Source organism: Providencia sp. LY12 (assembly GCF_057621555.1).
Window position 1 is genome coordinate 3,968,366 of record NZ_CM172594.1, and the last position, 13,528, is coordinate 3,981,893.

At 46.9% G+C, this 13,528-nt stretch carries 13 protein-coding genes; 10 read left to right on the forward strand and 3 right to left on the reverse strand.

What is annotated here, in order from left to right:
• The first annotated feature begins 23 nt into the window (after window positions 1-23).
• The 4 genes from ACY3ZI_RS18750 (at window position 24) to ACY3ZI_RS18765 (ending at window position 5,012) form a co-directional block, all read left to right on the forward strand.
• Window positions 24-2,894 carry a valine--tRNA ligase gene (locus tag ACY3ZI_RS18750; RefSeq protein ID WP_211887261.1) on the forward strand — a complete coding sequence of 957 codons (2,871 nt, stop codon included), beginning with the start codon at window positions 24-26 and terminating at the stop codon, window positions 2,892-2,894.
• A gap of 164 nt (window positions 2,895-3,058) precedes the next feature.
• A complete protein-coding gene (locus ACY3ZI_RS18755; protein WP_211886893.1) occupies window positions 3,059-3,562 on the forward strand; it encodes a GNAT family N-acetyltransferase in 504 nt (167 codons plus the stop codon).
• 32 nt (window positions 3,563-3,594) lie between these two features.
• Window positions 3,595-4,365: a class I SAM-dependent methyltransferase gene (locus ACY3ZI_RS18760; protein ID WP_487375690.1), complete on the forward strand. Its 771-nt coding sequence runs from the start codon at window positions 3,595-3,597 to the stop codon at window positions 4,363-4,365.
• A complete protein-coding gene (locus tag ACY3ZI_RS18765; RefSeq protein WP_211886891.1) occupies window positions 4,362-5,012 on the forward strand; it encodes a GNAT family N-acetyltransferase in 651 nt (216 codons plus the stop codon). Before ACY3ZI_RS18760 ends, ACY3ZI_RS18765 begins: the two co-directional genes overlap by 4 nt.
• A gap of 95 nt (window positions 5,013-5,107) precedes the next feature.
• Here the strand turns inward: ACY3ZI_RS18765 and rraB are convergent, their stop codons facing one another.
• Window positions 5,108-5,530 (reverse strand): ribonuclease E inhibitor RraB, encoded by a 423-nt coding sequence (gene rraB, locus ACY3ZI_RS18770; RefSeq protein ID WP_036949139.1) that lies wholly within the window; start codon window positions 5,528-5,530, stop codon window positions 5,108-5,110.
• A 162-nt stretch (window positions 5,531-5,692) separates the two neighbouring features.
• Between rraB and argF the strand changes: the two genes are divergently transcribed.
• The gene (gene argF, locus ACY3ZI_RS18775; RefSeq protein ID WP_487375691.1) at window positions 5,693-6,718 is read left to right on the forward strand and encodes an ornithine carbamoyltransferase; all 1,026 of its coding nucleotides are present in this window, start codon (window positions 5,693-5,695) and stop codon (window positions 6,716-6,718) included.
• Between the two features lie 58 nt (window positions 6,719-6,776).
• Here argF and phnX read toward each other — a convergent pair whose 3' ends face one another.
• Together phnX and phnW are read right to left on the reverse strand one after the other, a co-directional pair.
• On the reverse strand, window positions 6,777-7,586 hold the full coding sequence (phnX, locus tag ACY3ZI_RS18780; RefSeq protein WP_487375692.1) for a phosphonoacetaldehyde hydrolase: 810 nt from the start codon (window positions 7,584-7,586) through the stop codon (window positions 6,777-6,779).
• A gap of 2 nt (window positions 7,587-7,588) precedes the next feature.
• Window positions 7,589-8,698 (reverse strand): 2-aminoethylphosphonate--pyruvate transaminase, encoded by a 1,110-nt coding sequence (gene phnW / locus ACY3ZI_RS18785; protein ID WP_211886888.1) that lies wholly within the window; start codon window positions 8,696-8,698, stop codon window positions 7,589-7,591.
• 150 nt (window positions 8,699-8,848) lie between these two features.
• Here phnW and phnR point away from each other — a divergent pair, with 150 nt between their 5' ends.
• From phnR to phnV, 5 genes are all read left to right on the forward strand, one after another.
• Complete coding sequence (phnR, locus tag ACY3ZI_RS18790; protein WP_154603110.1) at window positions 8,849-9,556, forward strand: phosphonate utilization transcriptional regulator PhnR; 708 nt, start codon at window positions 8,849-8,851, stop codon at window positions 9,554-9,556.
• Between the two features lie 136 nt (window positions 9,557-9,692).
• Window positions 9,693-10,706, forward strand: a complete 1,014-nt coding sequence (gene phnS, locus ACY3ZI_RS18795) for a 2-aminoethylphosphonate ABC transporter substrate-binding protein (RefSeq protein WP_487377573.1) — start codon at window positions 9,693-9,695, stop codon at window positions 10,704-10,706.
• Between the two features lie 7 nt (window positions 10,707-10,713).
• Window positions 10,714-11,823, forward strand: coding sequence for a 2-aminoethylphosphonate ABC transport system ATP-binding subunit PhnT (phnT, locus tag ACY3ZI_RS18800; RefSeq protein WP_487375693.1), 1,110 nt, complete (start codon window positions 10,714-10,716; stop codon window positions 11,821-11,823).
• A 1-nt stretch (window position 11,824) separates the two neighbouring features.
• Window positions 11,825-12,685 (forward strand): 2-aminoethylphosphonate ABC transporter permease subunit, encoded by an 861-nt coding sequence (gene phnU, locus ACY3ZI_RS18805; protein ID WP_487375694.1) that lies wholly within the window; start codon window positions 11,825-11,827, stop codon window positions 12,683-12,685.
• A gap of 2 nt (window positions 12,686-12,687) precedes the next feature.
• On the forward strand, window positions 12,688-13,485 hold the full coding sequence (gene phnV / locus ACY3ZI_RS18810) for a 2-aminoethylphosphonate ABC transport system, membrane component PhnV (protein WP_487375695.1): 798 nt from the start codon (window positions 12,688-12,690) through the stop codon (window positions 13,483-13,485).
• Window positions 13,486-13,528 lie beyond the last annotated feature (43 nt).

Below are 13,528 nucleotides of genomic sequence, written 5' to 3' on the forward strand. Positions count from 1 at the left end.
TGGAAAAGAAACCAGACAACGCAATGATCGAGCCATCCCTCGACAAAACTTATAACCCAGCGGAAATCGAACAGTCCCTGTATACCCACTGGGAAAAAAGCGGTTACTTCCGTCCGAACGGTGATACCTCAAAAGACAGTTTCTGCGTCGTGATCCCACCGCCGAACGTTACGGGTAGCCTGCATATGGGTCACGCCTTCCAACAAACCATTATGGATACCATGATCCGTTATCAGCGTATGCAAGGGAAAAATACCCTATGGCAGACGGGTACTGACCACGCGGGTATCGCAACTCAAATGGTGGTTGAGCGTAAAATTGCGGCTGAAGAAGGTAAAAACCGCCATGACTACGGTCGTGATGCGTTCATCGACAAAATCTGGGAATGGAAAGCAGAATCTGGCGGCACTATCTCTCAACAAATGCGCCGTTTAGGCGACTCCGTTGACTGGGATCGCGAACGCTTCACCATGGACGAAGGCTTATCTAAAGCCGTTAAAGAAGCTTTCGTTCGTATGTACAAAGAAAACTTAATCTATCGCGGTAAGCGTCTGGTTAACTGGGATCCGAAACTGCACACCGCAATTTCTGACCTGGAAGTTGAAAACCGCGAAGTTAAAGGTTCTATGTGGCACCTGCGTTATCCGCTGGCTGACGGCGCGAAAACCGCTGAAGGGAAAGACTATTTAGTGGTTGCAACCACGCGTCCAGAAACCATGCTGGGTGATACCGGTGTGGCTGTTAACCCTGAAGATCCACGTTATAAAGATTTAATTGGCAAAGAAATTATTCTGCCAATCGTCAATCGCCGTATTCCAATCGTGGGTGACGAACACGCCGATATGGAAAAAGGCACCGGCTGCGTGAAAATCACTCCAGCCCATGACTTCAACGACTACGAAGTCGGTAAACGTCACCAACTGACCATGATCAACATGATGGACTTAGATGGTAACGTTCGTCATGAAGCGGAAGTGTTCGACACTAACGGCAACCCATGCACCGATTACAGCAGCGAAATTCCAGAAGCCTACCGTGGCATGGAGCGTTTCGCAGCTCGTAAAGCTATCGTCGCTGAATTTGAACAATTAGGTTTACTGGTCGAAGTCAAACCTCACGATTTAACCGTACCATACGGCGACCGTGGTGGCGTGGTTATCGAGCCAATGCTGACTGACCAATGGTACGTGCGTACCGCGCCTTTAGCAAAAGACGCTATCAAAGCCGTTGAAGATGGTCGTATCCAATTCGTTCCGCGCCAATACGAAAACATGTATTTCTCTTGGATGCGTGATATCCAAGACTGGTGTATTTCTCGTCAATTATGGTGGGGTCACCGTATTCCAGCTTGGTATGACGACAAAGGCAATGTTTACGTGGGTCGTGATGAAGATGAAGTTCGCCGCGAAAACAACTTAGGTGCCGATGTGGCACTGCGTCAAGATGATGACGTATTAGATACATGGTTCTCTTCCGGTCTGTGGACATTCTCAACTTTAGGCTGGCCAGAAAATACCGATGCGCTGAAAACTTTCCATCCAACGGATGTATTAGTCAGCGGCTTCGATATTATTTTCTTCTGGATTGCCCGTATGATCATGATGACCATGCATTTCATCAAAGATGAAAATGGCGAGCCACAAGTTCCATTTAAAACCGTGTATATGACAGGTCTGATCCGCGATGAAGAAGGTCAGAAAATGTCTAAATCCAAAGGGAACGTTATCGACCCGCTGGATATGATCGACGGTATTTCATTAGAAGCTTTACTGGAAAAACGTACTGGCAACATGATGCAGCCACAACTGGCTGAGAAAATTGCTAAACGTACTCGTAAAGAGTATCCAGACGGTATTGAAGCACACGGTACTGATGCCCTACGCTTTACTTTAGCGGCGCTGGCATCAACGGGTCGCGATATCAACTGGGATATGAAACGTCTGTCCGGTTACCGTAACTTCTGTAATAAATTATGGAATGCGAGCCGCTTTGTGCTGATGAATACCGAAGGTCAAGATTGCGGTCAAAACGGCGGCGAAATGAGCTTCTCATTGGCTGATCGCTGGATCATGGCGCAGTTCAACCAAACCGTGAAAGCGTACCGTGAAGCGTTAGATACTCATCGTTACGATATCGCAGCGGGTATTCTGTATGATTTCACATGGAATGAATTCTGTGACTGGTACTTAGAGCTGTCTAAACCTGCGGTTCATAAAGGTAATGAAGCCCAAGTTCGTGCGGCACGCTTCACCCTGATTGAAGTACTGGAAGGCTTACTGCGTCTGGCTCACCCAATCATTCCATTTATCACCGAAACCATCTGGCAGCGCGTGAAAGTGGTGAAAGGTATTGAAGCTGACACCATCATGCTGCAAGCATTCCCAGAGTTCGATGCGGCGAAAGTAGATGAGCTGGCTCTGAGCGATTTAGAGTGGATTAAAGAAACCATCGTAGCTGTACGTAATATTCGTGCAGAAATGAATATCGCTCCGGGTAAACCATTGGATGTCATGCTGCGTAGCAACTCTGCGGATGTTGCTCGCCGTGTCACTGAGAACGAAAACTTCCTTCGTTCAATGGCACGCTTAGCAAGCATTCGCGTGCTGGCTGAAGGCGAAGAAGCCCCAGTTTCTGTGACTAAATTAGTGGCAGGCGCTGAAGTGCTGATCCCAATGGCAGGTCTGGTTGATAAAGACGCTGAGCTGGCTCGTTTAGATAAAGAGCTGGAAAAAGTGGTGAAAGAAATTGATACCATCGAAAGCAAGCTGGCAAACGAAGGCTTTGTGAGCCGTGCTCCTGCTGCCGTGGTTGAGAAAGAGCGTGCGCGTTTAGCGGAAAATATCGAAGCGAAAGCGAAGATTGAAGCGCAAAAAGTGACCATCGCCTCTTTATAATCATTAAGCTTTAAATCTCTAGCCCTGACTCGTCGCCGATGAGTTAGGGCTTTTTTGTATTCCGAGTATTGAAAAGCCTAGGAAGATACTCAATATCATAAATATTGCACCAGTAAATAGTGCAATTAAAAATATAAATAATACAAATAGAAAGAGATATTCTCATGACAACAAACACAACCTCAACTGTTCAAGTTCGTTTAATTCAACCTCAAGATAACCCAGGGATCGCCGCTGTTATTCGTGAAGTTTCCGCTGAACATGGCCTCACCGCCGATAAAGGTTTTGCGGTCGCGGATCCTATTTTAGATACGTTGTATGAAGTGTATAGCAAGCCACGTAGCGCGTACTGGGTGGTGGAAATGGACGGTAAAGTGGTTGGCGGTGGCGGCATTTCACAAGTCGCCGGTGGAGATGAACACACCGCTGAATTACAGAAAATGTATCTCTCTTCTGTACTGCGCGGAAAAGGTTTAGCCAAGCAAATCGTCTTAATGTCTTTGGAATTTGCTAAGCAGCAAGGCTATACCCGCTGTTACTTGGAAACCACCAAAGAGTTACAAGCTGCCATTAAATTGTATGAAAAACTGGGCTTCGATTTTATCGACGAACCATTAGGCAATACGGGTCATAGTGACTGCGAAATTCGTATGCTAAAAGCGCTATAGCCCCGCTACCCAATAAAAGGATACCGTAGCCAATGATCTCACAGTATGAAGACGCCCTTTATGAAGATCCCAAGCTCGCTCGCTTCTATGATTTAGATAACAGCTTGCAGCGGGCAGACTACGCGGCATACCTTCAGCTAGCCTCTTCAGCATCTCATATTTTGGATTTAGGCTGCGGTACTGGCACGTTACTCACCGCCATTGCGGAGCAATATCCACACACCACGTTGGTCGGTGTCGATCCCGCGCAAGCGATGTTGGATATTGCTCAACAAAAAACCAATCACGTTCGTTGGGTGAACAGCACAGCTGAAGCGCTCTGTCTGGACATGAAATTTGATTTGATCATTTTATCTGGTCACGCCTTTCAGGTTTTTTTGACTCAAGAACAGCGCATTGCCGCATTGCAAACCATGCAGCGACATCTCACCGCTGATGGCACGATTGTATTTGATAGCCGCAATCCCACGGTTGAAGAGTGGCGAGAGTGGACGCCTGAATTATCTCGTGAATCACTCTCGACCCAAGAATTTGGCGAAGTCATTCTTTGGAACGATGTTGCCGAACAGAACGGCATTGTTCGCTATCAAACGTTCTACCAGCAAGGTGAGAATGGCTCCATATACCGAGCCGAATCGGATATTGCTTTTCCGACACTTAGCGACATTACTCAGGCCCTTGAATCTTGCGATTTAAAGATTCGTCATCTCTATGGAGACTGGCAACTCAATGCTTTTCAAGAGAACTCCCCTGAGATGATATTTACGCTTGAGCACACAGACCCTTTATTGGTGAAATCATGATGATGAACTCAATGATCAATAACGAGCCGCTCGTCATTGAACCTTTAGAGGAAGCAAACATTGATAGTGCTAACACGCTATTTTATGAAGCCTTTTCTTCTAAATTTAAAACCATTCACGATATGCCAGAAGCCCTGCGTCAGGGGGTGTTATCTCTATTTTGGCAACGCGGTCTGAGTGACCCCTATGATAGACACTTTCAGGTTAAATTAAATGGCAAGCTAGTCGCCGTTTATGGCATGACTTATGGCGTAAAACGCATTCAAGAACAAGCACCTACCCCCGCGCCATTAATACAGATTCTGCGTAAAGCAGGTTTTTTCCGCTTTATGAAAATTTGGCGCATTTTCCAGTTATTTGTACACAAACCAAGAGCAGACACAGCCTATCTTTCTTACTTATGTGTCGATAATAAGTTGCGAGGTATGGGAATTGGTAATCGCGTGTTAGATCACATTGAAACCCAAGCAGCCGCAGATCCCAAGCTCACCCGAGTTTCTTTGTATGTATCTGATTTGAATACCAAGGCAAGGGAACTTTATTTGCGCCGTGGCTATATCGATGAAAAGTATGAAACCTCTCGCACGACATTACGCTATATGGATATTTACGGCTGGCACTATATGGTGAAAGAGTTAGCATCTTGATATAAAAACAAAAAAGCACTGACGATATTCTCAATCAGTGCTTTCTTATCTTTCAATTCAGCGATATTACCCGCTATTGAAATTTGAAAAATCAATTAGTGAACGCGATTTTCGGACTCATCGTCCCCTTCGTCGTCACCGTCTTCATCATCATATTCTGCGTCTGGATCTTCAAAATAGGTGCCCCAACCATCGTAGTTCACACCGATTTTTTCTGCTAATTTCATTAACTGCTCAACTTGCGCGTCGATCAATTCTGCATTTAACGCACTTTCGCTGATCACATCGCAACACATCAAGGTTTCACCGGTTTCAATTTCCAGTTCTTCCGCATCAGTCACTTCATAACCCAGTTTGAATGCTTCAACAGCCGCTTTTTCTAACAATTCAAAATTGTCCGCAGAGAAGTGATGCTCAATCGCGTACAGCGCATCAGGATCACTTCCATCTTCCAGTAACTCTTCAATGATCAGGCGAGTTTCTTCGTACTGCGCATCAAATTCAGCTTTATCTACCATCTCCACACCCCTTGTTCCGTGGTATTAGTCTCCGGCTCATTCTCCCATAGGGTCGAAGGTGAAACCATACCTAATAAAATAATTTCTTTTGCATGAGGGGTTGATTTTGAATTTTTATGAATATAAATTGAATATTAATTCAATTATAAAAGGCTGTGATTTATGAACTCCCTACATGGAAAGCATTTTTTAAGACTATTGGATTTTACCTCTAACGATATTCATGCATTATTAAAACTCTCCGCTTGGCTAAAATCCGCCAAAAAATCTGGCACTGAGCCACCTTTATTATCGGGTAAGAATTTTGCGCTGATCTTCGAGAAAGATTCAACACGGACGCGCTGTGCATTTGAAGTGGGTGCTTTCGATCAAGGGGCGAGAGTCACCTATCTTGGACCATCAGGCAGCCAGATTGGGCACAAAGAGACCATGAAAGATACCGCCAGAGTGCTGGGGCGGATGTACGATGGTGTGCAATATCGGGGCTACGCGCAAAGCACCGTCGAGACATTAGCGCAGCATGCGGGAGTGCCTGTCTGGAATGGATTAACTAACGAATTCCATCCCACACAGTTATTAGCCGATTTGCTCACCATCCAAGAACATAAGCCTAATACGCCGCTTTCTGACGTCAAATTCGCCTACCTCGGGGATGCGCGTAACAATATGGGAAATTCCATGTTAGAAGCCGCTGCATTAACGGGCATGGAGCTGCGTTTAGTGGCACCCAAAAGCTGCTGGCCAGAGGCTGAATTAATTGAAGAGTGCCAGAAAATCGCTAAAACCACCGGCGGAAAAATTATTCTGACTGAAAACGTGGCTGAAGGCGTTAAAGACGCTGATTTTCTGTATACCGATGTCTGGGTTTCGATGGGGGAACCAAAAGAAGTGTGGGCTCAGCGCATTGCCTTAATGAAACCGTACCAAGTGAATATGGACGTGGTCAAACTAACTAGCAACCCAGAGGTGAAATTCTTACACTGCCTGCCAGCATTTCATAATGAAGACACCACATTAGGCGCTCAGCTTGCCAAAGAGTTTAATCTTTATGGCGGGCTGGAAGTGACGGAAGAGGTGTTTGAATCCCCTTACAGTATCGTTTTCGACCAAGCGGAAAACCGCCTACACACTATTAAAGCGGTGATGGTAGCGACAATTGCGCCTGAATTACCGATAAATATATTCTAAATCTACCGACCAAGTAGGCCCCCCTACTTGGTCAGTTTGAATGGAGACTTAAGTCTCGCTACGGTCTTTCACCGTTTGCCAATCTCGCGTTGATTTCGTCAATCACACGAGGAAGATCCGATAGCGTATCAATCACATAATGGGCGCCCGCCGCATACAGTTTTTCCGCCGCTTGCTGGCGTAATGGGGAAATTTCTTCTTGGCTCATGCCTTGATATTCCTCCCACGTTTTACCAAATTCATTACCCGAAATAGCGAGCCCAATACTCCACATTCCCGCATTACGTCCCTCTTCAATACCCGGCACTGCATCATCCACTTTCACACAATGGGAGACAGAATTAACTGCCAATTCAATTACATTTTGCAACGCCATCCACGGCCCCGGACGTCCGCCAGCCGCTAGGTCATCACTGGCAATCCAATAATCGGGCTGATAACCCAACTTCGCGGCTGCTGGAACCAACTTTTCCATCACCGCCCTTGGGTAACCTGAACAAGAACCAATTTTGATCCCTTGCCCACGCAGCGTTGCAATCGTGCTGACAACTCCGTCGATTGGTGCTGCAAAATCGACAACTTTGGCAATCTGTAACGGCATAAACGTTTGGTAGATAGCATTGATATCTTCGCTGGTCATTGAGCGTCCAAACTTTGCCTGCCACATGGCATCAATCTCTGGTAATTTTCCTAACGCTTCAATATGTTGCCATTTTCCTAATCCCATCGGGATACGAGCTTGCGCCAGTGTAATATCCATATCAAACGCGACTTTAAATGCTTCGATAAAAATTTGCGTCGGTGCAAAAGAGCCAAAATCCACCGTCGTTCCTGCCCAATCCAAAATAACAGCTTCAATACGGTTCATGATTAATCCTTATTTTTCCAATACATCGCATTCTTAATTGCCACCAATAGCGCATCAATATTGTGCAGATACACTTCCCCAATATTGCCAATACGGAAACAATCGCTCTTTGAGACTTTCCCCGGATAGATCACAAATCCTTGGGCTTTGAGCTGCTGATAAAATTGGTTAAATTGATAATCGTCGGCATCTGGCGAATAAAATGCCGTGATAATCGGCGATTGTTGGCTATCGTCTAATAATGTGCGGAATCCTAACTGGCGCATACCTTCCACCAGCTTGCGCTGATTTTGCTGATAACGCTGGAAACGGGCGCTCACGCCACCTTCTTGGGCTAACTCTTTCAGCGCTTGAGCAAAAGCCAGTACTGTGTGAGTTGGGGAAGTAAAGCGCCATTTCCCGTGATATTGTTCCATACAGCGCCATTGTGCATACAGATCAAGGGACAACGAACGCGAGCGACCCGCACATTTTTCCAGTTCGCTGGTACGAGCTATCACAAACCCAAACCCCGGTACCCCTTGGATGCATTTGTTGGCCGAGCTGATCAGAAAATCAATATTCAGTGCCCCCACATCCAGTGGGATCCCCCCGAAACTGCTCATCGCATCCACGATATAGCGTTTTTGATAGCGCTTGGCTAATACCGCCACTTGCTCTATCGGGTTCAAAATGCCGGTGGTGGTTTCACAGTGCACCATCGCAATATGGCTGATTTGGCTATCTTGCTGTAGAAGCTGCTCAATCACTGCCACATCGGGCTTAGCCACTTCACCGCAATCATAAACATGGTGTGAAATGCCCATTAACTGCGCCATTTCTGCCATTCGCGCCCCATAAGCGCCATTGCTGATAATCAGGATTTTATCTTGCGGCGCAAGTACTGAACCCAACACCGCTTCCACGGCGTAGCTCCCACTCCCTTGGAGTAATACGCTGGTATACCCCGTTTGGATTGTCGCTAATTCAACTAGCTGTTGGCGAATACGTTGCACTACCTCTAAGTTGTAATCATCGTCCCATGTGCAGCTATCAAACAGCATCGCCTCTTTCACGGTTTGCGACGTGGTCAAAGGTCCCGGCGTTAACAGCAGATATTGATTCATTGTCATTTAAATTCACCATTGGTCTATACCAGATTGGCATTATAATGACGGCAGATGAACAAGAAGGTCAAAGGAAAAGACGCCCTGCAACAAAAAATTCATATTGGCGTGTATAATGAATAAAAAATTTTACGACAAAAAACGGATACATTATCGATGGATGAACAGCCACAGTACCTTCTTATCAAAGCTCAATTACAAGCAAGAATTCAGAGCGGCGCGCTGAAAAGTGGCGATAAACTGCCCTCTGAACGCGAACTGTGTGCCATCTTCAATACCACCCGCGTCACTATTCGAGAAAGCTTGGCACAACTGGAATCCAGCGGTGCTATTTACCGTTCCGAGCGCCGTGGCTGGTTTGTGACACCCGAGCGTTTATGGCTCGATCCAACGCAAAATACCAACTTCCATAAGCTATGTTTAGAGCAAGGCCGCCAACCCAAAACTAAGCTGTTAGAAGGGAAAGTTGTCACCGTGCCTGTCGAAGCCATGACGCCACTGCAATTGCAGCCTTTCGAACAAATCTACCTACTCACTCGCCTGCGTTATGCAGACGACCGCGCCGTTTGCTACAGCGAAAACCACTGTCTTCCCGCTCGAGTACCTGAGCTATTAAGCCACGATTTAAATGGCAGCCTCACTGAAGTGTATGAGCAGCACTACGGGTTGATTTATACCAGTATGCATTTGTCGTTTTATCCCACCGCCATGCCACCGCAGGCAGCCAGTGCATTAGGGGTTGCAGTCGGTCGCCCAGCCCTGCTATTGCAACGTTTAAACTACGATCAGCATGGGCGAATTCTGGATTATGATGTGGAATATTGGCGTCATGATAGTCTACGCATCGAGGTCGATACCCTCTAACTTTCATTTCAAAAATAAATTTTTGCTTTCTCGGTAGATTTCATTTTTCTGTCACATAAACCCGTTAGCGTAAAAAACACTGGTATATACCAGATAACTTTAACGACTAACTGGAGATCTGGAGATGAAACGTAAAATGAAACCTACCCCTCTTGCCGTATTGCTCCTTGCCGCCCTAGGTTCGACCTCAGTTTTGGCAGCCCCTGTCGTCACGGTTTACTCCGCAGATGGTCTTCATGATGGCAATAACAGCTGGTATCAAGCTCAGTTTGATGCCTTTACCCAGCAAACAGGGATTAAAGTGCAGTACGTCGAAGGCGGCTCCGGTGCCATCGTTGAGCGTTTAGCCAAAGAGCGCACTAACCCACAAGCGGATGTGCTCGTCACCGTTCCCCCATTTATCCAACGTGCCGCTAAAACCGAATTGCTGGCAAAATTCACGCCGGATGCCGCGGTAAGTATTCCTAACTCAACGGAGTACTACACCCCCATCGTGAATAACTACCTGACCTTTATCTATAACGACAAACTGCTCAAAGCTCCACCAGCAACGTGGAATGAACTCCTCGACGCCCGTTTTAAAAATAAACTGCAATATTCCACACCGGGACAAGCGGGAGATGGTACCGCCGTGATGCTGCAAGTGTTCCATAGCTTCGGTGGCAAAGAAGCCGGTTTTGATTACCTCGGTAAATTACAAGCCAACAACGTCGGTCCATCCGCCTCAACAGGGAAATTAACCGCGTTAGTGAACAAAGGCGAGCTGTACGTCGCAAACGGCGATCTACAAATGAACCTTTCTCAAATGGAACGAAATCCGAACGTGAAAATCTTTTGGCCAGCCGATGAAAAAGGCGAACGCAGCGCACTGGTTCTGCCTTATGTGGTTGGCTTAGTCAATAACGGTCCTGAAACTGAAAATGGCAAAAAGTTGATTAACTTTCTGTTAGACAAACAAGCCCAAAGCCACGTTAGCGAACTGTCATGGGGAATGCCGGTACGCTCAGATTTGACGCCAAACGATCCACAATTCCATAAAGCTACTGAAACCCTCAAAGGCGTCAAAACGTGGCAACCGAATTGGGACGATGTTGAAGTGTCTCTTTCGAACGATATTACCCGTTGGCACAAAGTGACTGAAAGCGAGTAAGTGAGTTATGTTGATGAAAAGAAAGATAGAAACACCAAGCCAGCGCACTGACCATTCAGGTATTGTGCTGGAATCTCTGCGGGTTTCTTACCATAACAATGTGGTACTCAAACCGTTATCTCTGACCATCGAACCTGGCGAAATACTAGTGTTGATTGGCCCTTCAGGCTCCGGTAAAACCACCGTGTTACGGTCAATTGCGGGCTTTGCACAACCGGATAGTGGACGCATTTTAATGGGTGATACGGACATCACCCACCTTCCCCCGTATCAACGGGGGCTGGGCATGGTAGTACAAAACTATGCCCTCTTCCCCCATATGAAAGTGGAAGATAATGTTGCTTTTGGCTTACGCGCCCAAAAACAGCCTAAAGCGCTGATCAAAGAGCGCGTGGCAGAGGCATTAAACATTGTCGGTATGAGCGACTATGCCTCCCGCTACCCGCATCAGTTATCCGGTGGACAGCAGCAGCGTGTTGCCATCGCCCGCGCTATAGCTGTTCGCCCACGAGTACTTTTACTCGATGAGCCGCTATCTGCCCTCGATGCGCAAATTCGCCATAATATGGTGGAAGAGATTGCAAGGCTGCACCGCGAATTACCTGAGCTGACCATTTTGTACGTCACCCATGACCAAACTGAAGCGCTCGCGTTAGGGGATAAAATTGGCATCATGAAAGATGGCTATTTGGTGGCACACGGGGAGAAAAATGCCCTGTACCATCGCCCACCAAACCGCTTTGCCGCCGAGTTTTTAGGCCGTGCCAATATTCTGTCGGCAACTGCCTTGGGCTTTTCCTCCATGCCTTCCCAAGTCAGTGTGAGCTGTGGCGGTACGCTTATTGAAGCGCAAACCCAAGGAATGCAGCACAATAGCCACAAATTAATCTGTATTCGCCCGCAGCATATTAGCCTCACCCCACGAGCAGATACCTCAAACCAGTTACATGCCACCTTACAATCCATCCGCTGGCAGGGGGACATTACCCATTTATTGTGTGATGTTGCGGGAGAAAAGGTAACGGTCGCTGTTACCCATTTATCCCCGTTACCGCAAGCCGGAGATAAACTCACACTGTGGTTTTCTCCCTCCGATACTGTGTTGATTGAGGAATAATATGTCGGCTATCAACCTGTCTAAGCCATCATCCATAAACCTAAAACCGTTTTATTGGATAGTGCCACCGCTGCTCGTTCTAGCGACGTTATTTTTCTACCCGCTGATGCTGATTGGCGAGCAAGCCATTCAAAGCCCCACTGGCGGCATAAGCTTAGAAACGTTCTGGCAAGTGATTGAATCTCGTCGGTTTATTAGCGGGCTATTTAATACGCTACAAATTGCCTTTTTTGCCACTCTCGGTTGCTTGGTGCTTGGCTCGGTTCTATCCCTGATTTTGGTATTTATTCCTTTTCCCGGAAGCCGTTTTATTACCCAAGTGATTGATACCTTTATCGCACTGCCGACGTTTTTAATCACTCTCGCGTTTACCTTTATTTATGGTTCGGCGGGGTTACTCAATGGCACATTAATGGCGCTGTTTGATTTTGAACTGCCCCCCGTGGACTTTTTATACTCGATTAATGGCGTGATTTTGGCGGAGATCACCGTCTTTACTCCGCTCGTGATGCGCCCGTTAATGGCAGCACTGCGCCAAATCGATAAGAGCCAGTTAGAAGCCGCCAGTATTTTAGGGGCGCACCCTGCCCGCGTTATCAGCCAAGTGATTTTCCCTGCGGCGCTTCCTGCATTACTCGCAGGTGGTAGTTTGTGTTTACTGCTGACCACCAACGAATTTGGCATCGTGCTGTTTATCGGGGCAAAAGGGGTAAATACCTTGCCGATGATGGTCTACAGCAAAGCGATTCTAGAATCTGATTACAGTGTCGCGTGCATGATAGCGCTAATTAATATTCTGCTGTCTGTGGGGCTATTTAGCCTGTATCGCATGGCAACAACCCGTTTCGGAGTGAAAAAATAACCATGTTAATTTGGTCTAAAACTGGGCGAGCCATTTCAACCGCCATCGCCATCACGCTGTTTTCTTGTTTGTTCTTGCTGCCATTAGTGATGATTTTAATGTCCAGCTTTAGCCGACAATGGAACGGTATTTTGCCCTCCGGCTTTACCTTCGAACATTTTGTGAATGCGTTTCAAGGACCTGCATGGGAAGCAATTCTATCCAGCCTGATTATTGGCTTTTGCGCCAGTTTGTTTGCCCTATTTTGCGGTCTGTGGGCAGCCCTAGCCTTACGTCGCCATAGCGCCAGAGTACAAAAATATCTGGGTATCGCGTTCTATTTACCGAGTGCTATTCCATCGGTTTCAATTGGATTGGGGATCTTAGTGGCATTTAGCCAAGGCTATTTGCAGATGAACGGCACTTTCTGGATTGTTTTTTCCGCCCATTTTGTTCTGATTTCAGCGTTCACCTTCAGCAATGTCTCTACAGGATTAACCCGCATTTCCGTGGACATTGAGAATGTGGCATTCAGTTTGGGCGCTTCCCCGTGGTATCGCCTGTGCCATGTCACCCTACCGCTATTGATGCCGTGGATGATTTCCGCTGTCGCCTTGAGCCTGTCTTTGTCCCTCGGAGAGTTGGGCGCCACCATGATGTTGTATCCCCCAGGCTGGGCGACGTTGCCGGTATCAATTTTCAGCCTTACCGACCGCGGAAATATTGCCGACGGCTCCGCACTGACTATTGTCCTAGTCGCGATCACACTGCTGTTGATGATGAAATTGGAGAGAGTGGCAAAGAGATTGGGGCAGAGGTAAGTAGCGAAAAGATAATATAAAAACAAAGCCCTAAATGGGCTTT

Bases quoted from the DNA above. Each gene is read 5' to 3' on its own strand.
- phnU (WP_487375694.1), top strand. From the start codon at position 11,825: ATGTCGGCTATCAACCTGTCTAAGCCATCATCCATAAACCTAAAACCG.
- phnT (WP_487375693.1), top strand. From the start codon at position 10,714: ATGTTGATGAAAAGAAAGATAGAAACACCAAGCCAGCGCACTGACCAT.
- rraB (WP_036949139.1), bottom strand. From the start codon at position 5,530: ATGGTAGATAAAGCTGAATTTGATGCGCAGTACGAAGAAACTCGCCTG.
- ACY3ZI_RS18750 (WP_211887261.1), top strand. From the start codon at position 24: ATGATCGAGCCATCCCTCGACAAAACTTATAACCCAGCGGAAATCGAA.
- phnW (WP_211886888.1), bottom strand. From the start codon at position 8,698: ATGACAATGAATCAATATCTGCTGTTAACGCCGGGACCTTTGACCACG.
- phnS (WP_487377573.1), top strand. From the start codon at position 9,693: ATGAAACCTACCCCTCTTGCCGTATTGCTCCTTGCCGCCCTAGGTTCG.
- ACY3ZI_RS18755 (WP_211886893.1), top strand. From the start codon at position 3,059: ATGACAACAAACACAACCTCAACTGTTCAAGTTCGTTTAATTCAACCT.
- ACY3ZI_RS18765 (WP_211886891.1), top strand. From the start codon at position 4,362: ATGATGATGAACTCAATGATCAATAACGAGCCGCTCGTCATTGAACCT.
- phnV (WP_487375695.1), top strand. From the start codon at position 12,688: ATGTTAATTTGGTCTAAAACTGGGCGAGCCATTTCAACCGCCATCGCC.
- ACY3ZI_RS18760 (WP_487375690.1), top strand. From the start codon at position 3,595: ATGATCTCACAGTATGAAGACGCCCTTTATGAAGATCCCAAGCTCGCT.
- phnX (WP_487375692.1), bottom strand. From the start codon at position 7,586: ATGAACCGTATTGAAGCTGTTATTTTGGATTGGGCAGGAACGACGGTG.
- argF (WP_487375691.1), top strand. From the start codon at position 5,693: ATGAACTCCCTACATGGAAAGCATTTTTTAAGACTATTGGATTTTACC.
- phnR (WP_154603110.1), top strand. From the start codon at position 8,849: ATGGATGAACAGCCACAGTACCTTCTTATCAAAGCTCAATTACAAGCA.